The following is a 19,634-nucleotide window of genomic DNA, read 5'->3' on the forward strand; positions in this document are numbered from 1 at the left end:
AAATGCTCATTTACAAACGTAAACTGCGCTTGTTCGCCTGTTTTCGCCTCGCCGGCCTCCAGCGCGCGAGACGTGAACAGGCGCTTGACTACATCACGATCAGTTCGGCATTCAGCGCGCCGGCGCGCTCGAGCGACTGCAGGATGCTCATCACGTCATCGGGCGTCGCGCCGAGGCTGTTGATGGTGTTGATGATGCTTTCCAGGCTGGCGCCCTCGGGCCACTCGAACATCGCCTTGCGGTCCTGCTCGACGGCCACGTCGGACTGCGGCACCACCGCGGTCTGGCCGCCGGAGAAGGCATTCGGCTGGCTGACCTGCGGCCGCTCGCTGATGGTCACGGTGAGGCTGCCGTGGGCCACCGCCGCCGCCTTCACGCGTACCCCTTCGCCGACCACCACCGTGCCGGTGCGGCTGTTGAACACCACCTTCGGCCGCTCGCGGCCCTGTTCCACGTCCAGCCGTTCGAGCATGGCCATGAAGCTCATGCGCTGGTTGCTCGAGACCGGTGCGCGCAGGCTGATCTTGGTGGCGTTCAGCGCCGTGGCGGTGCCCTTGCCGAAGCGCTCGTCGACGGCATCGACGATATGGCTGACGGTCTGGAAGCTCGGGTCGCGCAGGTTCAGCACGACGTCCGGGCGTGCCGCGAAGTCGGTGGGGATCGCCCGCTCGACGGTCGCGCCGTTGGGGATCAGCCCGCTGTTGGAGGTATTGATGGCGACCTTCGAGCCGCTGGCGCCCTCGGCGTTGACGCCGCCGACCACCAGCGCGCCCTGGGCCAGCGCGTAGACCTCGCCGTCGACGCCCTGCAGCGGCGTCATCAGCAGCTGGCCGCCGCGCAGGCTCTTGGCATCGCCGAGCGAGGACACGGTGACGTCGACCGTCTGCCCGGGGCCATAGGACGGCGGCACCGTGGCGGTGATGGTCACCGCGGCGACGTTCTTCAGCTTGGGATCGACGTTGGCCGGCAGGTTGATGCCGAACTGCTTGATCATGTTCGCCACCGAGTGGCTGGTGAACTTCACCTGGTTCTTGTCGCCGGTGCCGTCCAGGCCCACGACCAGGCCGTAGCCGATCAGCTGGTTGCCGCGCACGCCCTCGATGTCCACCAGGTCCATCAGCGGTACGGCTGCGGCCGACAGGTGCCAGAGCAGGGCTAGGGCGGCGAGGGTTGCCTTCAGATGCATGGGCGGACCTCAGAGGGGAAACAGCGGATGGCTGAAGAAGCGCGTCAGCCAGCCGGCGGTGTTGCTGTCGTTGAGCACGCCGCGCCCGGCGTAGGAGATCCGCGCGTCGGCGATGTTCTGCGACGACACCTGGTTGAAGCGATTGATGTCGTCCATGCGCACCAGGCCGGTCAGGCGGATGTATTCGTCGCCCTGGTTCAGGCGCAGCTTCTTCTCGCCCTTGACCAGCAGCGTGCCGTTGGGCAGCACGCGGTGCACGGTGACCGCGATCGAGCCGCGCAGGGTGTTCTGCTGCGAACTCTTGGCCGAGCCGCTGAACTCGCGCTCGCCGGAGGCCGAGGTCTCGACGTCCGGGTAGCGCTTGCCGAGCACGGTGGGCACGCCGATGCCGATGCTCGATTCCTTGCCGAAGCTGGTGCCGGCGCTCTTGCTCGACTGGGTCGACTCGTCGAGCACGATGGTGAGGATGTCGCCGACCCGGAGCGCGCGCTTGTCCTGCAGCAGCGAGCCGGCGTGGCCGGCACGGAACAGCCCGCCGCTGGTGGTCGGCGGCAGGCTGTAATCCAGCTCCAGGGGTTCGTACTCGCTGGAATCCTCGTCGGGGCGCAGCTCGTCGAAGCTGGCGCAGCCGCCGAGCAGCAAGGCGGCGAGCAGCAGGGCGATCGGCTTCATCGGCATCACACGGTCTGGTTGAGGAACTGCTGCATGCCGCTGGCGGCATCCATGACCTTGGCGTTGGCCTCGTAGGCGCGCTGGATGGCGATCATGTTCACCATCGCCTCGACCACCTGCACGTTGGAGCCTTCGAGCACGCCCTGCTTGAGCTGGCCGAGGCCTTCCTCGCCGGCCACGCCCTCGACCGGCTCGCCGCTGGCGACGCTCTCGCGGTAGAGGTTGCCGCCGAGCGCTTCCAGGCCGCCGGGGTTGGTGAAGTTGACCAGGGTGATCTGGCCGAGCTCCGAGGGCAGGGTGTCGCCCGGCAGGATCGCGGTGACGATGCCGTCGGCGCCGACGGTAAAGCCGGTGCTGCCCTCGGGCACTTCGATCGCCGGAGTCAGCGGCAGGCCCTGGGCGTTGACCATCATGCCCTCGGCGTTGAGCTGGAACTGGCCGTTCTCGGTATAGAGGATGTCGCCGTTGGGCGCCTCGACCTGGAAGAAGCCGCGGCCGACGATCGCCAGATCCATCGGCTGGCCGGTGGTCTGCATGCTGCCTTCGGTGAACACCTTCTGCGTGCCGGCCAGGCGCACGCCGCTGCCGAGCTGGATGCCCGAGGGCACGGTGTTGATCTCGTCGGCCTGGGCGCCGGGCTGTTTCTCGATGGTATAGAACAGGTCCTCGAAGACCGCGCGGTCGCTCTTGAAACCGTTGGTGTTGACGTTGGCCAGGTTGTTGGCGACGGTCGACATGGCCTTGTCCTGGGCGGCCAGGCCGGTCTTGCTGACCCAAAGTGCGGAATTCATGCGTTATCTCCCGATCAGCTGCCGCGGATCATCCGGTTGCCCGCCTCGGAGAGGTCCTCGGCGGCTTTCATCATCTTCACCTGGGTTTCGAACAGGCGGTTCAGGCTCATGGTCGAGGCCAGCTCGTCGATCGCCGAGACGTTGCTTGACTCGAGAAAGCCGCTGGCCAGGCGCACCTCCTCGCTCGGCGCGGCCGGCTGGCCGTCGCGCGTGACCAGCAGGCCCGCCTGGTTCTTCGTGAGGTTCGCCGCCGGCACGTCGACCAGGCGGATGCGGTCGACCTCGGCCATCACCCAGTCGCCCGGGGCCATGATCGACACGGTGCCGTCGTTGCCGATCTCCAGCTTGTCGTGCTCGGGCAGCACGATCGGGCCGCCCTCGCCGAGCACCGCACGACCGTTGAGCGTCAGCCGCCCCTCGGCGTCGATCTGCAGGCTGCCCTGGCGGGTATAGGCCTCGCCGGCGCCGTCCTCGACGACGATCAGGCCGCTGCCCTTGACGGCGAAGTCCAGCTCGCGGCCGGTGGCCACCAGCGCGCCGCCGGCCAGGCTGACGCCGTTGTTCTCGACCACGGCCATGTGCCGGCTGTCATAGCCGTAGCCCTCGACCGCGACGGCTTCGGCGCGCTCGAGGTCGGCGCGAAAGCCGGGGGTGTTGACGTTGGCCAGGTTATTGGCACGCACCTGCAGCGCCATCATGGTGCGGCTGGCGGCGGTCATTGCGGTATAGCCCAGACGGTCCATGCGCTAGCCTCAGATCGCGGCGAACAGGGCCTGGGTCAGTTCCTTGTTCGTGGAAATGACCTGGGTGTTCGCCTGGTAATTGCGCTGGCCTTCCATCAGCCCGACGAGCTGCTGGGTGAGGTCGACGTTGGAGCTCTCCAGCGCGCCGGAGGCCAGGGTGCCGAACTGGCCGACGCCCGGTGCGCCGAGCAGCGCGGCGCCGGAGGCGGCCGTCTCGCTCCAGGCGGTGCCGCTGATGTTCTTCAGCCCCTCGGCGTTGACGAAGCTGGCTAGCACCACCTGGCCCTGGAGCATGCGCTCGCCGTTGGAGTAGTTGGCGTAGACGCGGCCGTCCTTTTCCACGCTCATGCCGGTCTGCTCGCCGGCGGCGTAGCCGGTGGCACGGTTGCTCGTCACGCTGAAGGCCGAGCCGTACTGGCTGCTGCCGGTGTAGTCCAGGGCGATGGCCAGCGGGGCGACGCCGCCTGTGAGCGTGGCGTTGAGGGTGATCGGCGCCAGCGGGCCGGCCAGGTTGCCGGCGGCGTCGAAGCTCAGCGCCTGCGGCCCGCCGGCGAGGGCGGCGCCGTCGATGTAATAGTGCGCATCCCAGCTGTTGTCGGCGGTCTTGACGAAGTACTGGGTCAGGGTGTGTTCCTTGCCCTGGGAGTCGAACAGCTTGGTGGTGTAGGTCGAGTTGTAGCTGTCGGCGACCTGCGGGTCGAAGGCGACGGCCGGCACCTCGGCGTCGGCGTCGAGGTTGGCGACAAAGCTCAGGGCATCGCTGGCGCGCGCCGGAATGCCGCCCGAGCGCAGCTGCAGGTCGCCGACGGTGCCGGTCTGCAGCACGCCGTTGGCGTCGGCCGGGTAGCCCTGCAGGCGCCCGCCGAGGCTGTTGGTGATGAAGCTGTCCTTGTCGGTGCCGAAGATGCCGGCGCGGGTGTAGGCGACGTCGCCATTGCCGGCGCGGGTGACGAAGAAGCCGCCGCCGGAGATCGCCAGGTCGAGGGTGCGGTTGGTGGTGGTCAGGGCGCCGCCCTGGCTGATGCTCTGGGTGTGCCCGGTGACTTCCACGCCCATCGCCTGGCTTTCGGCATAGAGGCTGCCGAAGTCGGTGCGCGAGGACTTGAAGCCGACGGTGCCGGCGTTGGCGATGTTGTTGCCGATGGTGCTGAGTTGGTCGTTGACGGCGGACAGGCCGGTCAGGGCGATATTGAAGCTCATGGGCTGCTCTCGATGCTGTCTTTGGGGTTCGCGGGCGTGGACGCGGCTCAGCCGCCGAGCAGCCCGGCGTCAGCCTGGGCGAACTCGAGAATGTTGTAGAAGGGCACCTGGCCGACGCCCTGCACCTGCAGGACCGGGCCTTCGGCGCTGACCCGCACGTTGTCGACGCGGCCGTTGATCTCGGCCTGCGGGTACTCGCCGGCGTTGGTTTCCAGGCTGATCGCATACCGTCCGGCCGGCAGGCCCAGGCGCTGCGGATCGAGGCTGAAGGGCACCCGCCCGGCGCCGTGCGCGCCGAGCTCGACGGCGGTCTTGTTGCCGTTCGAGTCGGTCAGGATCAGGGTGCTGCGGCCGGCCGGGTGTTCGAGCTGGAACTGGCCCTCGATCGGCTGGCCGTCGAGCTCCAGCGCCTCGGCGGCGACGCTGACCTGCTGGCCGACCAGGCCGGCGGCGGTGAGCGTCTGCAGGTTGTCGAGCAGCACCAGGTTGTTCTGCGTCAGCGCGGTCATGTTCTCCATGCTCTTGACCTGCGCCATCGCCGAGTACTGGTTGAGAAACTCGGTGCTGTCGACCGGCTTGGTCGGATCCTGGTTCTTGATCTGCGCGACCATCAGGCTGATGAAGTTGTTTTCCATCGTCGCCGCTTCGCCGACGTTCACCGCGCGCTTGATCGCGTCGAGCGAATTGCCTTCGAGGCTGCTGTCGAGCACCGAATTGACCGAACTCATCAGGCTTCTCCCAGGCGCAGCAGGCTCTGCTGCATGCTTTTCACGCGGTTGAGCACCTCGACGCCGGTCTCGAAGCTGCGCGTGGCCGACATCATGTCGGTCATCTCTTCGATCTCGTTGATGTCGGGGTAGTAGACGTAACCCTCGGCATCGGCCAGCGGGTTGCCCGGCTCGTAGCGGCGCTTGGGCTCGGCACCCGAGGCGACCACGTCGAGCACCTGCACGTGGGCACCGCCGAGGCCGACGCCCCGGGTCAGCGAGTCGTTCTCGTAGACCGCGGCGAACATCGGCTTGCGCGCCTGGTAGACGTCGGCCGGGTCGGCGGCCGCCGAGTCGGTGTTGGCCAGGTTGCTGGCCACGGTGTTCAGGCGCACGGTCTGCGCGTTCATCGCCGAGCCGGCGATGCGATAGATGGAGTCGAACGACATCAGCGGCCCTCGATGGCCTGCTTCAGGCCACGGAATTTCATGGTCAGGAAGGTCAGGCTGGTCTGGAAATCCATGGCGTTGCGCGAGAACTGCGCCTGTTCCACCGCCAGCTCGACGGTGTTGCCATCCTGCGAGGCCTGGGACGGCACGCGGTAGAGTGCGCGCGGATCGCTGCCGGCGAGCGTCAAGCGCGACTCGCTGCGCTCCAGGCGGCGCATCTCCTGGGCGAAGTCGATATCGCGCGCCTGGAAGCCGGGCGTGTCCTCGTTGGCCAGATTCGCCGCGAGGATCTCGCTGCGCTGCATGCGCAGCTCGAGGGCGCGTTCGTGAACGCCCAGGGCATCGTCAATCCGAATACTCATCTGCTACCTCGTACGAACGGGCAGGCCGTTGGCCCGCATTTTGTTGCGGACTCGATTGCAGAAAGCGTGCCGGCTTGTCTGTAACGCTCAACTCATTGAAATAGAAGGTATTTATGCTGTTGCTGGTCGATCGGGTCGTCACCTCGCTTCCGCCTTGCACAGGGCGGATCAGAGCAGGCGGAAGGATCGTTTCCGCCCTCGTGCTGCTCGGGCTGTGCTTCGCGTCGGCGGATGAAGCGTCTGCCGCGCCGGTGGCCGCACAGCAGATCGAACAGGCGGTGGGTGCGTTCTTCGCAGAGGGGCTCGGGCGCGAGGCCGCGCGGCGTGGCTGGCGCGGCATGCGCATTACCCGCGACACCGAACTGCCTGCCGCGGCCTCGCGGCTGCCGGCCTGTGCCGCGGTCCTGCAGGTGCGTGCGGTGGGCGCGGCCGCCTCGTTACTCGAGCGCCAGCGCCTGCGCCTGCGCTGCCCGGGCGAGGGCGGCTGGGTGCTGGAACTCGACAGCCAGGCGAACGTCTCGCTGCCGGCGGCGCATGCGGCCGGGCTGATCGAGCGTGGCCAGACCCTCGCAGCCGCGGACCTGAGCTTTGAGCGCATCAACGTCGCCAAGGCGCAGCGTGGCTACTACAACCAGCCCGCCGAGGTCATCGGCCAGGCCGCCAAGCGGCGCCTGCGCGCCGGCCAGCTGATTACCCCGGCGCTGTTGACCGCACCTCTGGCGGTGCGGCGTGGCGAAGCGGTGAAGATCATCGCCAGCCGGGACGGCATCGAGGCCAGCACCGGCGGCGAGGCCCTGAGCGATGGCCAGGCCGGCGAGGTGATTCGCGTGCGCAACGTACGCAGCGGCAAGGTGATCGACGCCAAGGTGCTGGAAAGCGGCGTGGTGGCGAGCATCTTCTGAGCCGCGGGCAGGGCAGAAGAGGGGGTTGGCAGGGCGTTTCGAATTTCTTTGACGTCAGGATTTAAGCGCTGCCTCGGCGGCGCCGCCTTACCCCTTCAGCAGGCAGTCAAGCCAGCTCCTACAGCCCACTTAGCACGAAGGAATTCATCATGGCCCTGTCCATCCACACGAACTACTCCTCGCTGGTCACCCAGACCAACCTGAGCAAGACCAACAACGCGCTGGGCACCAACCAGCAGCGCCTGGGCACCGGCCTGCGCATCAACAGCGCCGCCGACGACGCCGCCGGCCTGCAGATCGCCACCCGCCTGAATGCCCAGAGCCGCGGCATGGCCGTAGCCATGCGCAACACCAACGACGCCGTGTCCCTGCTGCAGACCGCCGAAGGCGCGTTCAGCGAGATGACCGATATCGTTCAACGCATGAAGGACTTGGCTACCCAAGCCGCCAACGGAACCAATGGAGCGGATGATCTCAAGGCGCTGCAGTTGGAATACGACGAGCTGGGAAAAGAGCTTGGTAACATCGTTAAGAACACTAAGTACGCTGGTGAAGAACTGTTCCAGAGAACTACAGGAAAACTTTCTGCCGGCGGTGTCGACTTTCAGATCGGTGCAAGCCAAGCGGAGAAACTCACGTTTAATGTCAGCACTAACCTCAATGCGTTGACAGCAGACGCAACAGGCTTTGGTACTGTCTCAGCTACGTATAAAGATGTCATGGCTGCAACACCTACAAACACAGTTGTTGGTACGGAGCTAACTGGGGCCGGCTCGGCTAATACAACAATTGATGCACTATCGGGTGTGCTGGATGATATTGGCACCGTGCGAGCTGCCTTCGGCGCCAACATCAACCGACTGAACCATACTGCTAACAACTTGGCAAACATGAAAGACAACACCGAGATGGCGAAGGGTCGCATCATGGATGCCGATTTTGCTTCGGAAAGCGCCAGCATGACGAAGAACAGCATGTTGTTGCAGTCCGGGATCTCCATGTTGAAGCAGGCTGGCCAGATGCCGGGCATGGTTATGGGTCTATTGGGCTAATCCCTGATTTCCGTATTACTTTCCTAGATAGCCAAGGAGTTTATAGATGGCCCTTTCGATTCATACCAACTATTCGTCTCTGGTCACCCAGACCAACCTGAGCAAGACCAACAACGCGCTGGGCACCAACCAGCAGCGCCTGGGTACCGGCTTGCGCATCAACAGCGCTGCCGACGACGCCGCCGGGCTGCAGATCGCCACCCGCCTGAACGCCCAGAGCCGAGGCATGGCCGTAGCCATGCGCAACACCAACGACGCTGTTTCCCTGCTGCAGACCGCCGAGGGGGCGTTCAGCGAAATGACCGATATCGTTCAGCGCATGAAAGATCTGGCCACTCAGGCGGCGAACGGTACGAACGGTGACGACGATTTGATGGCGCTTGAGGCGGAATACACCGAGCTTGGCGCAGAATTGAAAAACATCTTCACTAACACCAAGTATGCTGGTGAGACGATGTTTGCTAGTGCGACCGACGTTGCAACCATCACCGATAACACGAAACTAGACGGGTCTCTCGGCAATACGGCCGGTATTAAATTTCAGATTGGCGCCAGCAGTGCCGAAACACTAGAAATCAAACTCGCACCAGCCCTCTATGACCTGCATACAGCTTTGACGAAAGTGTCTGATGACTTTGCTGGTACAACCAAGGCCACAGCATCAGCAGGGAACATCGCTTTTCAAGATACGGCAACCGGAGCGGTAACCAACAAAACCGCAGATCTTATTACAGATCTCACCAGTGCCCTAGATGAGATAGGAACTGTACGTGCCACTTTGGGTGCCAACATCAACCGCCTGAACCACACCAACAACAACCTGGCCAACATGAAGGACAACACCGAGATGGCCAAGGGTCGCATCATGGATGCCGACTTCGCCTCGGAAAGCGCCAGCATGACCAAGAACAGCATGCTGCTGCAGTCCGGCATCTCCATGCTCAAGCAAGCCGGCCAGATGCCGAGCATGGTCATGGGCCTGCTGGGCTAAGCCAGACCGGCGTGACGAAAAACCCCGACACTGTCGGGGTTTTTTTTTGCCTGTCGCAAGTGCGGCAAAGGCACGAAAAAGCGCACAACATGCAGGGTTTTATGCGGCTGGATGTCGCACCTTGCGCGCATACGCCCGTGGCAACTGGTCGCCCGACCGTGATTGTCACCAAAGGTTCCCTTGCGCATTCAAAAAAGTGACGCCAAGATACCGCCGATTACGTCACACCCCTGATTTGATCCAACTCCCATCTTCGCCCGATACCATGAGTACGTCCTTGACCCCTCCGGCCACCGATGTTCCTGCCTGCGTGCTGCTCGTTACCGGGCGGGCGGAGTGTCGTGCGCGCTTCGAACAAGGTGCCTTTCAGTTGGTGCTGTGCCGCGACGGCGAGGAGGAAAGGGTCGATCTGGGCTTCTCCGGCAGCCGCGTGCTCGAGCGCCTGCTGAGCTCGCCCGGCCAGGTGGTCTCGCGCGACGAACTGCTGCAATACGCCTGGCAGGATCGGGTGGTCAGCCAGGGCAGCCTGAACCAGCAGATCTACACACTGCGGCAGATCCTGTTCGACAGCGCGAACCAGATCATCCAGACGCTGCCGCGGCGCGGCTACCTGTTCAACCCCGGCTTCGTGGTCGACTTCGTCAGCCCGGCGCCGACGCCCGAGGCGCTGCCGGCGGACAGCCCGCCTGCCACGCCAGCGTTACCCGAGCCTGCGAGCGAGCTGCTGCTTCCGGCCGACTCGCTTGCCGCACATGCGGCGCGGCAGCCGCTGCGGGCCCGCTTCGGCGCGCGCAGCCTGCTCGCCGGCAGCGCCGCGGCGATCCTGCTTGCCGCGACCACGCTCGGGCTGCGCTACTGGGGCGGCTCCAGCGAGCCTTTCAGCCAGACCGTCGGCTTTGGTGCGCTGCAGGTGCTCTACATCGAGAAAACCGAGCGGCAACTGGAGCGCCTGAAACAGGAAACCAGCCGGCTGGTCACCAGCTTCGCCGGCATGACCCGCGCGCCGGCCCGGCTGATCGTGCACAGCTCGCCCGGCTTCTACGAGATTCGCTGCCTGCACGACGACGGCCAGATCAACTGGCTCAAGGTCCACCGGACGCAAGTCAACGCCATACCCAACGCCCAGCTGCAAGGATGCCTGCAATGACCGGATCGATCGAAAAGGGCGCCGCCGCCGCGCGCCTGCTGCGTGTGATGGTGCCCGCGGCGCTTGGCCTCTGGGTGTTCGTCGCAGCCGGTACCACCAGCAACTTCTCGGCGCACCTCGAAGGCCGCTACAGCTCGTCGGGCGAAGTGCTGCTCAGCGACGGCAGCGTGTTGCCGGTGCATCAGAGCCTGGCCTTTCACGGCGGGCGCTTCTATGCCCTGACGCGCAATGCGCCGGCGGTGGTGGAGGCCTCCGGGCGGGTGGAAACCGACCTGCTGGGCACGACCCGGCTGGTGGTCGAGGAGGGTGCGATCAGCGGGCTGGACGCGGCCGGCCAGCTGGACAACGAGCTGGTGTTCAACCTGTTCTACGGCAAGCACAAGGGCGCGCGCATCACCCTCGAAAGGGTCGGTGCCTGCCTGTACGGCGTCGAGACCCAGCAGGTCTACTGCGCCGAGGACCAGGCCGCACGCCTGTAAGCGCCGCTCAGCTACCGCCGCGGTACTGCGCGCCCTGCGCCGAGACGCGCACCTGCTGATAGCTGTCGCCGAACAGCTCGCGATACAGCGCCTCGGCCGAATCGGTCAGCAAGAGGATCTCCACCCGGCGATTGGCGCCGTTCTCCGGCTCCTGTGGCCTGAGCGGCATGACGTCGGCCTGCGCGGTGACCTGCAGCACGGCGGCGGCGGGCAGGCCCGAGGCAACCAGCACGTTGCGCGCGCGCAGGGCGCGGTCGCCCGACAGGTTCCAGTTGTCGTAACCAGCGGCGCCGCGGTAAGGGGTGGCGTCGGTGTGGCCGCTGATGATCAGCTTGTTCTCGACCCTGGCCAGTACCCCGGCGAGCTTGCCCAGCAGGGTGCCGAAGTGCGGGTCGAGTACCGCGCTGCCGCGGGCGAACATGAAGCGCTGCTGGTCGTCCTTGATGAGAATGCGCAGGCCCTGCGGCACTACCTCCACTTCCAGGTTGGCCAGCGCGTCGACTTCCCTGGCGACGTCCTTCATCAGCGCGGCGAGCGCCTGCAGTTCGGCGGTCGAACCGTAGCGACGGCTGCCGTCCTCTGCGTCCTCGGCCTCGGCCTGTTCGCGTGCAGGCGATGGCTCGCTCTGCGCCTGGCGGATCGGTACGCCCTCGAGTTCCAGCGGCGAGGTGCTGGTGCCGTCGAACACCCCGGCGCCGCCGTCGACCAGCGGGTTGCTCTCCTGGTCGCCGAACGAGGGCTGGCTGAGTTCCATGCGTGGCTGGACGATCCACAGCACCATGAACAGCGCCATCATCGCCAGGGTGAAGTCGGCGAAGGCGACCTTCCAGGCGCCACCATGCTCTTCGTCGTGGCCCTTCTTGCCACGTCGCTTGACGATGACCTCGTGTCCTTCGCCCTTGCCTTTGCCCTTGCCGCGCATGCTCATGCCGCGTCCCTTTCTTCCTCGTACTGGTTGACCCAGACCTCGAGTTGACGGAAGGCCGGCTTGACGTCCTGCTCGATCAGCTTGCGACCGGCGTCCACCGCCAGCAGCGTCGGCTTGCCAGCCAGGTGCGCGACCAGCGTGGTGCGCACGCATTCGAGCGCCGAGAGTTCGGTCTTGATGCGCTGGCTCATGGCATTGGAGAGCGGCTCGGCCAGGCAGTAACAGAAGAAGATGCCGAGAAAGGTGCCGACCAGCGCGGCGGCGACATGCGCGCCGACTTCGGCGATCGAGCCGCCGATGCTGCCCATGGTGATGATGATGCCCATGATCGCGGCGAGGATGCCGAAGCCGGGCATCGCCTCACCGACCTTGTGCAGCGAGCGCGCCGGCTGCAGCAGGGCATGCTCCATGGCCTCGAGCTCCTGCTCGAGGAAGCCTTCGAGTTCGTGCGCGCTGATCTTGCCCATCGCCATCAGGCGGAAGTTGTCGGCGATGAAAGCCATCAGGTTGCGCTCCTTGAGGATCAGCGGGTAGCGCGCGAACAGGTCGCTTTCCTCGGGCTCCTCGATGTGCGCGTCGAGCACTTTCAGGCCGCCGACATCGACCATCTCCAGCAGCTCGTAGAGCAGCATCAGCAACTGGCGCTGGAATTCCTCGCCCCGGCGCTGGTAGACGAACACCCCGCGGATCTGCGAGAGCATCTCGACCAGCACTTCCTTGGGGTTGCCCACCACCAGGCTGCCGATCGCCGCGCCGAGGATGATGACCACCTCGGCCGGCTGCCAGAGCACGCGCATGTCGCCGTTGGCCATGGCGTAGCCGCCCAGCACGCAGGCCACGATGATGAGGGCACCCAATACTTTCTGCATGACTACTGACTTCTCTCGGTTAGGAAGCGACAGCACTTGCCGATCGCCTGCTTGCTCAACTGACAGACCCGGGCGTCGCTGACTTCCAGCACCAGGGCGATTTCCTTCAGGCTCAGCTCGTGCTGGTAATACAGCGTCAGCACCAGCCGCTCGCGTTCGTCCAGCCGTGCCAGCGCCTGCTGCAGCAGGCGTTCGCGGATCAGCCGTTCCTCCAGCCGCTCGGCGCTGTCCTGCGGCTCCAGGCCGCTGTGCAGCAGCTCGTCGAGGCTCTCGATGGCTTCCGAGGAATCGGCGCGCAGGAAGTCCTGATAGTCCTGCTCGTTCAGCCCGGTGGCCTGGCGGATTTCCTCGTCGCTGGGCTCGCGGCCGAGCCCGCGGGCCAGTGCGCGGATCGCATCGCGCACCTTGTGCACCTGTTGGCGCACCTGGCGCGGGCGCCAGTCCTGGCGGCGCAGCTCGTCGAGAATCGCCCCGCGGATGCGCAGCGCGGCGAACCGCGAAAACGCCTCGTCCGGCTCGCCGTAGCGGCGCAGGCATTCGAGCAGGCCGATCATGCCGATCTGCTCCATGTCCTCGCGATCGAGCACCTGGTTGGCCTGCAGCGACAGCTGCCGGACGATGCGCTTGACCAGCGGCAGGTACTGCATCATCCAGCGCTGCTCGGCACCGGGCGCGAACACGGCGGGGCCGCTGGCGGCGCTGCCGTAGAGGTCGAGGGCGCAGGAAAGGCTCATGGCGCCGGCCTTACTGGACGATCAGCTTGTTGACCAGCACATGCTCGAAGGGCACTGCGGCCTGCTGGCTGGCGAAGTCGTCGAACAGCGCCTTTTCCAGGCGGCTCTGCAACTCGGCGATCTTCAGCGTGCGCAACTCGTCGAAGCGGTAGCCCGACAGGTAGCTGACCACCGAGTTGCGTACCAGCGGCTCGACCTGCTCGAAGTTGCGTGGCTCCTCGGCCAGGCGCGCCTGCAGGGCCAGGTCGAGCACGAAGTAGTGCTCGCGGTTGTCGCCGCGCACGCTGACGATCACCTTCGGCACGGCGAAGAACTCGTACTCCACCGTCTCGGCCACTTCCGGCTCGCTGCTGCTCGCCTCGCCCTGCAGGCCCGGCTTGAGCAGCCAGTAGGCCGCGCCCACGCCACCGGCAACGGTGACGATGTTGAGCAGCAGCATCAGCAGAACCACACGGGACGTCGACATAACTCACTCACACTCGCTTGGATGAATCGGGTTCAGACGGTTACCAGCACATCGCGCGGGCGTTGTCCCGGCGTCGCCTGTTCGGTCTGTTCATGGGGGTTGGCCGCCGCCGCGACCTGCTCTTGCGCCAGCGGCTGGCGGCGCGGCTGGCCCTGGCCCTGGCCGCCGTCGGCGCCGACCTGCACCTGCACCTGCACGAAGTGCTGGCCAACCAGCTCCTGGCGCAGGCGCTCGCTGGTCTGTTGCAGCAGGCGCGCGACGTCGGCGTTGGCGGCGCTCAGCTGGACGTGCAGGCGGCCCGATTCATGGCTGAGCAGAATCTCCAGGCTGCCGAGTTCCGGCGGGTCGAGGCGAATGGTGGCGTTCTGGCTGCGCTGGCTCAGCTGCAGCTCGACCTGCTCGCGCAGGGCCTGCAACATCTGCTCGCCCCACTTGGCTTCGGGGGCATGCAGCTTCAGCGTGCGCTCGGCGGGGCTGGTCGGCGCCGCTGCCTGGCGCTCGCCGACCGCCACATCGGGGGTGGCGTCTTCGCGCTCGCCGAGCGCGGCGAGCAGGCTGTCGGGCAGTTCGCGCAGCGCCTCGGGCGTGGCCGCCGCGGGCGGAACGGCAGTGGCGGTCGCGGCCGGCAGCGACTGTGTGGCCCGGCCGTCCGCAAGGGTGGCGACAGGCGCAGGGATCGGCTGCGCGGGGATGCGCCCGGGCGGCGCGCTGCTGCTCAGCCCGGCATTGGCGACCAGGCGCGCGGCGCCGCTGGCGGTCGCCAGGGCGGGCGCCGTTGCCGGCGTCACCTGCTGCGGATCACGCGCCTGCACGAGGGTCTGCTGCTGGCCGAGCATGCCGAGCAGCCACTGCTCGGCGCTGAGTTCGGGGTGTTGCTCCTGGGGCTCGGCGTTCATTTGCGCCCGGTGCGCTGCGCGGCCCTCGACTGCCGGCGACTCCTCGACAGGGAGCGCCGCTGGCGGCTCGATCGCGCTGTCGGCGATGGCCAGCAGCTGGCCGCTGAAATCACGGCTGGGCAATGGCGCGCCGGCGGGGTTCAGCGCGCGGGGCGCAGGCAGCGGGGCGCCGCCGAGCGCGTTGGCGCCTGGCGTGCTGTCGATGGGCTGGGCGAGGCCGCGAAGGCTTGGGGTCATGCCCGTGCTCCGGCCTGGAACAGCTCGATCCGCCCATAGGCGGCGCGTCCTTCGGCGTTGTCCAGGTGATCGAGCAGCAGCTGGCGCAGGCGCTCGCATTCGGCCGCGCAGGCCTGCCGCGCCTCGTCGTGCAATGCCTTGAGCCGTGCGCGCGCCTGCCCGGTGGCGGCATCGGGTGCCGCGGGCAGGCCCTGCAGGGCTTCGCGGATGGCCTGGTCGGTGTCGTGCACCGCCTGCCAGTCGCGTGCAGCGAGCGCCGCAGCCAGCGCCGCGTGCAGGGCGTCGAGCGCCGCTGCCTCACTTGCGGGCTGCACTGACGCCCTCCCAGCCTTCGCGCAGCGTGGTGAGCAGGTGCACGACCTCGTCGAGGCCTTCGAGCGACAGGCTGACGCTGACGTCCGACAGCCGATAGATGCAGTACTCGTAGAGTCGCGACAGGCTCTGCACCACCTCGCCGCCGCCTTCCTCGTCGAGGGCGCCGTCCAGGCCGTTGAGGATGTTCATGCACTTTTCCAGCGAAGCACCCTTCTGCTGGTAGCGCTTGTGCTCGATATGCCCGCGGGCGCGGGCCAGCTCGTCGAGCAGGCCGTCCATCAGGACCAGTACCAGTTCGTAGGGCGAGGCCGAGGCGGCGCGGGCTTCGAGGTCGACCGCGCGGTAGCTGTCGTAGCAGTCGTGGGGCTGGTAGGTCATCCGAACATTCCCGAGGTCTGCTCCATGCTCTGCATGGTCTGCATCATGTTGGTGTACTGCTTGAGGTAGCGCATGTAGTAGTTGTCGTAGCGGGTCTGCAGGCTCTCGAACTGCTCGTCGATGCGGCGCAGATTGAGGTCCAGGGTATCCAGGCGGTTCTTCAGCACGCCGTTGGCGCTGCTGGTGTAGGTGGCGACGGTCTTGTCGAGGCTGTCGATCAGCTGGTCCTTGCCGGTGAACAGCGCCTCGAAGGCGTCCGGGTTGGCCGCTACGGCCTTCTCGAAACGCCCCGCGTCGAGGGTCAGCTTGCCGTTGCGGTCGGCGCTGATGCCGAAGTCGATAAGGCTGACGCCGCCGAAGGGTGTGCGCAGCAGACCGTTCAGCCGGCTCTCGATGGCGCGCACGCTGGAGTCGCCGGCCAGGGTGCCGCGGCTGGCGGTTTCGCTGCCGCTGGCGGTGAGCGTGTCGATGCTGCCCATCAGCGTATTGAAGGCGTCGATGAAGGACTTGGCCTGCGCCTGGGTGGCGCTCTTGTCCTGCGCGACGGTGAGCGTGAGCGGGGCGTCGCCGGCGCTGTGCACCTTGCTGACGGTGAGGCTAACCCCCTCGATGAGGTTGTCGAAGCTGTTGCTGGCGCTGGTCATTTCGATACCGCCACTGCCAAAGCTGCCACCCAGGCGGATGCGGGCGTCGGCCGGCTGCGACAGTTCGACGGTGCTCGCGGCGGCATTGCCGGTCAGCGAATAGGTGAAGCCGTTGGCCGCGCCGCTGTCTTCGCTGGTCAGCACCAGGTTCACCGCGCCGTTGCTGCGTACCAGGGTGGCCTGCACGCCGACGCCGGCGTCGTTGATCGCCTTGGCCGCGTCATCGAGCGTGGCGTAGCCGGACAGGTCGAAGCTCTGCCCCGCCAGGCTCAGGCTGCCGCTCAGGCTGCCATCGGCCAAGCCCTGCACGGCGACCTGCTGCTTGCTGGCCAGCTGCTCGACATACATCTGGTAGCTGCCCGGTTGCGCGCTAGTGCCAACCGTGGCGCTGGCATAGCCTTCGGCGATGAAGCTGGCGCTGTTGACCAGCATCGACGAGCTGCTCGAGCCGAGCTTGGTCAGCGTCGACTTGAAGGTGGTCATGGCGCTGCGCAGCGAGCTCAGGGCCGTGCGCTGGGCCTGATAGTTCGACTCGTTGCGGTTGAGCCGGTCCAGCGAAGACTGCACTTCGAAGGTCGCCAGCTGCGTCGCCATCTGCTGAATGTAATCCGAATCTATCGCCATACCGATCCCCTTCCTGCGCTCTCTAGAGCAAGTCCGATGCCAAGTGGCAAATCATTGATTTATCAGCGTTTTCCCCTGCATGCCGGAGAAGAAGCGCTTCCGCACGGCGCTCGCTGGAGGAAACGGGGAAATACCGTTTCCGCCTGATCGGCGGCGTGTTCTCCAGGGTTAAAGGCGACGAATCAGGGGGCGGTACTTAAGGCGTCGCGCAAAAAAGGCGCGCAAAGCTGGTGGCAGGCGAGGGGGCGGGCGCCCGTGGGCTCTGTCTGGCGGCTGTGGCCGGCGGCGCGTGCTAGTAGGCGTGCGGCTGGTAGACCCGGGCGTCGCGCTGGTCGCCGAGCAGCTGCTGCAACAGGTCATGGTGCATGGCGAGCAGTTTGCCGTTGCGCTCGTTGAGCTGCTGGCAATGCCGCGCGAGGCTGCCGAGCTGTTGCCAGCCCGCCTGCAGCTCGGCGCGCTGGTCGGCCGGGTAGCTGGCCAGCAGGCGCTGCATGCCATCGCCGTCGCCGCTCAGGCGAAAGGCGCCAAGCACCTTGGCGCGGCGTCGCGCGCGCACTTCGAGCGCCTCGACGTGGCGGGTGATCTGCAGGTTCAGGCGGTCGATCTCCGCGCTGTCGCGTTCCAGCAGAAAGGTGTACAGCGCCTGCATCAGGTCGCGCAGGGCGAGGTATTGCTCGCAATCCTGCCGGATGTCGTCGGCGACGACCGCCAGCAACCTGTCACGCTGGTTCACGCATCGGTTCCGCGGTGGTAGGAGAGCATGCTCGCCGCCAGCGCCGCCGGGTCGCTGTCGAGTTCACCCTGGGCCAGGGCCTGCTTGAGCGCGGCGACGCGGTCCAGGTCGACCTCGGGCATGGCGCGCAAGGCTTCGTGCATCTGCTCCAGCGGCAGGCTGTCGGCGCTGCGCGCCGTGCTCGCCGGGGTCGCCGGGCGCGGGTTCGGCTGGCGTGCGGCGGTGGTTTCGGTGGGGCTTAAGGCAGGCTTGAAGTGCCGGCTGATTTCCATGATCGGTTTCCAACGAAGTGGTTACAGCCTATGAGCGACCGCGCCTGGCGGAAACTTTAGCGCGCCGTGGAAAAAATCCGCCGGACGGGGCGGCGGGCCTCAACCGGCCTGCTGGCGCAGGTGGCTCTGCGCGGCCAGGCCGTCCTGGATCTTCTGTTCCTGGCGGGCCAGCAGCTGTTGCCACTGCGCCAGCTTGGCGTCGATGACGTTCTCGACCACCTTCTCGCTGCGCATCGCCTGCAGCAATTCGCGGCGGATGCGCTCCAGGGTCTGCTCGGCGACCTCCAGCTCGCGGCGCTGCAGCTCGACCATCTTGTACAGCGTGGCCTTGTAGCGCTGCTGGTTGTCGCGCTGCAGTGGCGTGCTCATCGGCACGCTGAAGCCGCACAGGCGCGACAGCCCGGTGATGTTGTTGCGGTAACGCTGGCAGAGGTTCTGCTGGTACTGCACGCGGCCGAGCATCTGCTGCACGCGGCTGCCACGCAGGTCGGCCAGACGCTTGAGGGTCTCGATCTGCTGCTTCATGCGGACTTCCTCAGCACGGCCTGCAGGGTGGCGATGCTGGTCTCCAGCTCCGCCGCTTCGCCAACCTCCTGGCGCAGGAAACGCTCGATAGCGGCGGCCAGCTGTACGGCGCGGTCGGTGCGCGCGTCGGCGCCGGGCGTGTAGCCGCCCAGCGGGATGAGCTCGCGGATCTTCTCGTAGGTGCTGTAGAGCTCCTTGAGCTGGCGTGCCGCGCCCAGGTGCGCGGGCTGGCCGACCTGGCTCATGCAGCGGCTGACCGAGGCGCAGACGTCGATCGCCGGGTAGTGCCCGGCTTCGGCCAGGCGCCGGGCGAGGACGATGTGGCCGTCGAGAATCGCCCGTGCGCAGTCGACGATGGGGTCCTGCTGGTCGTCGCCCTCGGCGAGCACGGTGTAGATCGCGCTGAGGCTGCCCCGGTCGCTTTCGCCGTTGCCGGCGCTTTCCACCAGCTCCGGCAGCATGCCGAACACCGACGGCGGGTAGCCCTTGGTCGCCGGCGGCTCGCCGAGGGCCAGGGCGATCTCGCGCTGGGCCATGGCGTAGCGGGTCAGCGAATCGACCAAGAGCAGCACGTCATGGTCCTGGTCGCGGAAGTAGGCGGCGATGCTGTGGCACAGCTCGGTGGCCTTCAGCCGCATCAGCGGCGACTCGTTGGCCGGGGCGACCACCACCACAGCCTTTTTCAGGCCTTCCTCGCCCAGCGAGTGCAGGAGGAATTCCTGCACCTCGCGGCCGCGTTCGCCGATCAGCCCGACCACCACCACATCGGCCTTGGTCTGTCGGGTGATCATGCCCAGCAGCACGCTCTTGCCGACGCCGGAGCCGGCGAACAGGCCGACACGCTGGCCCTTGCCGAGCGTCAGGGTGGCGTTGATCGCGCGCACGCCGACATCCAGCGGCTCGGCCACCGGGCGGCGGCGGAGCGGGTTGACCATCGGCAGCTCGACCGGCAGCGGGTCGCGCCCACCGAGCCTGCCGCGCTCGTCCAGCGGCTCGCCGAGGCCATTGAGCACGCGGCCGAGCCAGGATTCGTCGATATGCAGCTTGGCGTCATCCGGCGCCGGGAATACCCGCGAGCCGGCGGTCAGGCCGACCGGCTTCTTGAACGGCATCAGGTAGGTGATGTCGCGGTTGAAGCCGACCACCTGCGCCTCGAGCATGCTGCCGTCGCCCTGTTCGACGAAGCAGCGCTGGCCGGTCATGCGCTGGCAGCCGAGCGCTTCGAGCAGCATGCCGGAGACGCGCACCAGCCGGCCGCTGACCTTGGCCAGCTGCACCGCGTCGAGCGAGCGCAGCGCTTCGTCGAGGCGAAAGCTCTCGCGCAGCGACATC

The 19,634-nt window shown here is 66.7% G+C and carries 25 protein-coding genes; 5 read left to right on the forward strand and 20 right to left on the reverse strand.

Going from position 1 to position 19,634, the window contains the following annotated elements; translation table 11 throughout:
• Positions 1–88 precede the first annotated feature (88 nt).
• The 8 genes from AC0KXH_RS00370 to flgB are packed head-to-tail and all read right to left on the reverse strand — an operon-like array spanning position 89 to position 6,110.
• Complete coding sequence (locus tag AC0KXH_RS00370; protein WP_488223950.1) at positions 89–1,186, reverse strand: flagellar basal body P-ring protein FlgI; 1,098 nt, start codon at positions 1,184–1,186, stop codon at positions 89–91.
• Positions 1,187–1,195: 9 nt separating this feature from the next.
• A complete protein-coding gene (gene flgH, locus AC0KXH_RS00375) occupies positions 1,196–1,864 on the reverse strand; it encodes a flagellar basal body L-ring protein FlgH (RefSeq protein WP_061340178.1) in 669 nt (222 codons plus the stop codon).
• Positions 1,864–2,649, reverse strand: a complete 786-nt coding sequence (flgG, locus tag AC0KXH_RS00380) for a flagellar basal-body rod protein FlgG (protein ID WP_488223951.1) — start codon at positions 2,647–2,649, stop codon at positions 1,864–1,866. Before flgG ends, flgH begins: the two co-directional genes overlap by 1 nt.
• A 14-nt stretch (positions 2,650–2,663) precedes the next feature.
• Positions 2,664–3,392 (reverse strand): flagellar basal body rod protein FlgF, encoded by a 729-nt coding sequence (locus tag AC0KXH_RS00385; RefSeq protein ID WP_395764202.1) that lies wholly within the window; start codon positions 3,390–3,392, stop codon positions 2,664–2,666.
• 9 nt (positions 3,393–3,401) lie between these two features.
• Complete coding sequence (flgE, locus tag AC0KXH_RS00390) at positions 3,402–4,592, reverse strand: flagellar hook protein FlgE (protein ID WP_488223952.1); 1,191 nt, start codon at positions 4,590–4,592, stop codon at positions 3,402–3,404.
• A gap of 47 nt (positions 4,593–4,639) precedes the next feature.
• Positions 4,640–5,320, reverse strand: coding sequence for a flagellar hook capping FlgD N-terminal domain-containing protein (locus AC0KXH_RS00395; protein WP_488223953.1), 681 nt, complete (start codon positions 5,318–5,320; stop codon positions 4,640–4,642).
• Positions 5,320–5,748: a flagellar basal body rod protein FlgC gene (gene flgC / locus AC0KXH_RS00400; protein ID WP_061337826.1), complete on the reverse strand. Its 429-nt coding sequence runs from the start codon at positions 5,746–5,748 to the stop codon at positions 5,320–5,322. The genes AC0KXH_RS00395 and flgC overlap by 1 nt, the downstream gene beginning before the upstream one ends.
• Positions 5,748–6,110: a flagellar basal body rod protein FlgB gene (gene flgB, locus AC0KXH_RS00405; protein ID WP_061337828.1), complete on the reverse strand. Its 363-nt coding sequence runs from the start codon at positions 6,108–6,110 to the stop codon at positions 5,748–5,750. The genes flgC and flgB overlap by 1 nt, the downstream gene beginning before the upstream one ends.
• A 200-nt stretch (positions 6,111–6,310) precedes the next feature.
• Here flgB and flgA point away from each other — a divergent pair, with 200 nt between their 5' ends.
• From flgA to AC0KXH_RS00430, 5 genes are all read left to right on the forward strand, one after another.
• Positions 6,311–7,012, forward strand: coding sequence for a flagellar basal body P-ring formation chaperone FlgA (gene flgA, locus AC0KXH_RS00410; protein ID WP_061340174.1), 702 nt, complete (start codon positions 6,311–6,313; stop codon positions 7,010–7,012).
• Positions 7,013–7,161: 149 nt separating this feature from the next.
• Complete coding sequence (gene lafA, locus AC0KXH_RS00415; RefSeq protein ID WP_488223954.1) at positions 7,162–8,064, forward strand: lateral flagellin LafA; 903 nt, start codon at positions 7,162–7,164, stop codon at positions 8,062–8,064.
• A gap of 46 nt (positions 8,065–8,110) precedes the next feature.
• Positions 8,111–9,055 carry a flagellin N-terminal helical domain-containing protein gene (locus AC0KXH_RS00420; RefSeq protein ID WP_488223955.1) on the forward strand — a complete coding sequence of 315 codons (945 nt, stop codon included), beginning with the start codon at positions 8,111–8,113 and terminating at the stop codon, positions 9,053–9,055.
• Positions 9,056–9,332: 277 nt separating this feature from the next.
• Positions 9,333–10,202 (forward strand): winged helix-turn-helix domain-containing protein, encoded by an 870-nt coding sequence (locus tag AC0KXH_RS00425; protein WP_488223956.1) that lies wholly within the window; start codon positions 9,333–9,335, stop codon positions 10,200–10,202.
• Complete coding sequence (locus tag AC0KXH_RS00430) at positions 10,199–10,681, forward strand: hypothetical protein (RefSeq protein WP_395764205.1); 483 nt, start codon at positions 10,199–10,201, stop codon at positions 10,679–10,681. The genes AC0KXH_RS00425 and AC0KXH_RS00430 overlap by 4 nt, the downstream gene beginning before the upstream one ends.
• 7 nt (positions 10,682–10,688) lie before the next feature.
• On the opposite strand, the gene AC0KXH_RS00435 is transcribed toward AC0KXH_RS00430, so the two are convergent.
• From AC0KXH_RS00435 to fliI, 12 genes are all read right to left on the reverse strand, one after another.
• Positions 10,689–11,603, reverse strand: coding sequence for an OmpA family protein (locus AC0KXH_RS00435; protein WP_437270894.1), 915 nt, complete (start codon positions 11,601–11,603; stop codon positions 10,689–10,691).
• Between the two features lie 2 nt (positions 11,604–11,605).
• The gene (gene motA, locus AC0KXH_RS00440; RefSeq protein WP_061337839.1) at positions 11,606–12,478 is read right to left on the reverse strand and encodes a flagellar motor stator protein MotA; all 873 of its coding nucleotides are present in this window, start codon (positions 12,476–12,478) and stop codon (positions 11,606–11,608) included.
• Between the two features lie 2 nt (positions 12,479–12,480).
• Entirely contained in the window at positions 12,481–13,212 is a 732-nt protein-coding gene (locus tag AC0KXH_RS00445; RefSeq protein WP_061337841.1) for a FliA/WhiG family RNA polymerase sigma factor, read from the reverse strand.
• 10 nt (positions 13,213–13,222) lie between these two features.
• Positions 13,223–13,678 carry a flagellar basal body-associated FliL family protein gene (locus tag AC0KXH_RS00450; RefSeq protein WP_200627230.1) on the reverse strand — a complete coding sequence of 152 codons (456 nt, stop codon included), beginning with the start codon at positions 13,676–13,678 and terminating at the stop codon, positions 13,223–13,225.
• Between the two features lie 32 nt (positions 13,679–13,710).
• Positions 13,711–14,811 (reverse strand): flagellar hook-length control protein FliK, encoded by a 1,101-nt coding sequence (locus AC0KXH_RS00455; RefSeq protein WP_488223957.1) that lies wholly within the window; start codon positions 14,809–14,811, stop codon positions 13,711–13,713.
• A complete protein-coding gene (locus AC0KXH_RS00460; protein ID WP_395764207.1) occupies positions 14,808–15,125 on the reverse strand; it encodes a hypothetical protein in 318 nt (105 codons plus the stop codon). Before AC0KXH_RS00460 ends, AC0KXH_RS00455 begins: the two co-directional genes overlap by 4 nt.
• The gene (gene fliS, locus AC0KXH_RS00465) at positions 15,109–15,504 is read right to left on the reverse strand and encodes a flagellar export chaperone FliS (RefSeq protein WP_061337849.1); all 396 of its coding nucleotides are present in this window, start codon (positions 15,502–15,504) and stop codon (positions 15,109–15,111) included. The genes AC0KXH_RS00460 and fliS overlap by 17 nt, the downstream gene beginning before the upstream one ends.
• Complete coding sequence (gene fliD, locus AC0KXH_RS00470) at positions 15,501–16,772, reverse strand: flagellar filament capping protein FliD (protein ID WP_488223958.1); 1,272 nt, start codon at positions 16,770–16,772, stop codon at positions 15,501–15,503. The genes fliS and fliD overlap by 4 nt, the downstream gene beginning before the upstream one ends.
• 292 nt (positions 16,773–17,064) lie before the next feature.
• Complete coding sequence (flgN, locus tag AC0KXH_RS00475) at positions 17,065–17,505, reverse strand: flagellar protein FlgN (RefSeq protein WP_061337853.1); 441 nt, start codon at positions 17,503–17,505, stop codon at positions 17,065–17,067.
• Positions 17,502–17,777: a flagellar biosynthesis anti-sigma factor FlgM gene (flgM, locus tag AC0KXH_RS00480; protein ID WP_061340165.1), complete on the reverse strand. Its 276-nt coding sequence runs from the start codon at positions 17,775–17,777 to the stop codon at positions 17,502–17,504. Before flgM ends, flgN begins: the two co-directional genes overlap by 4 nt.
• 99 nt (positions 17,778–17,876) lie before the next feature.
• Positions 17,877–18,302 (reverse strand): flagellar FliJ family protein, encoded by a 426-nt coding sequence (locus AC0KXH_RS00485; protein ID WP_488223959.1) that lies wholly within the window; start codon positions 18,300–18,302, stop codon positions 17,877–17,879.
• Positions 18,299–19,633 (reverse strand): flagellar protein export ATPase FliI, encoded by a 1,335-nt coding sequence (gene fliI, locus AC0KXH_RS00490; protein ID WP_488223960.1) that lies wholly within the window; start codon positions 19,631–19,633, stop codon positions 18,299–18,301. The genes AC0KXH_RS00485 and fliI overlap by 4 nt, the downstream gene beginning before the upstream one ends.
• Position 19,634 lies beyond the last annotated feature (1 nt).

The sequence above is a fragment of the Stutzerimonas sp. CXK-1 genome (assembly GCF_057738225.1).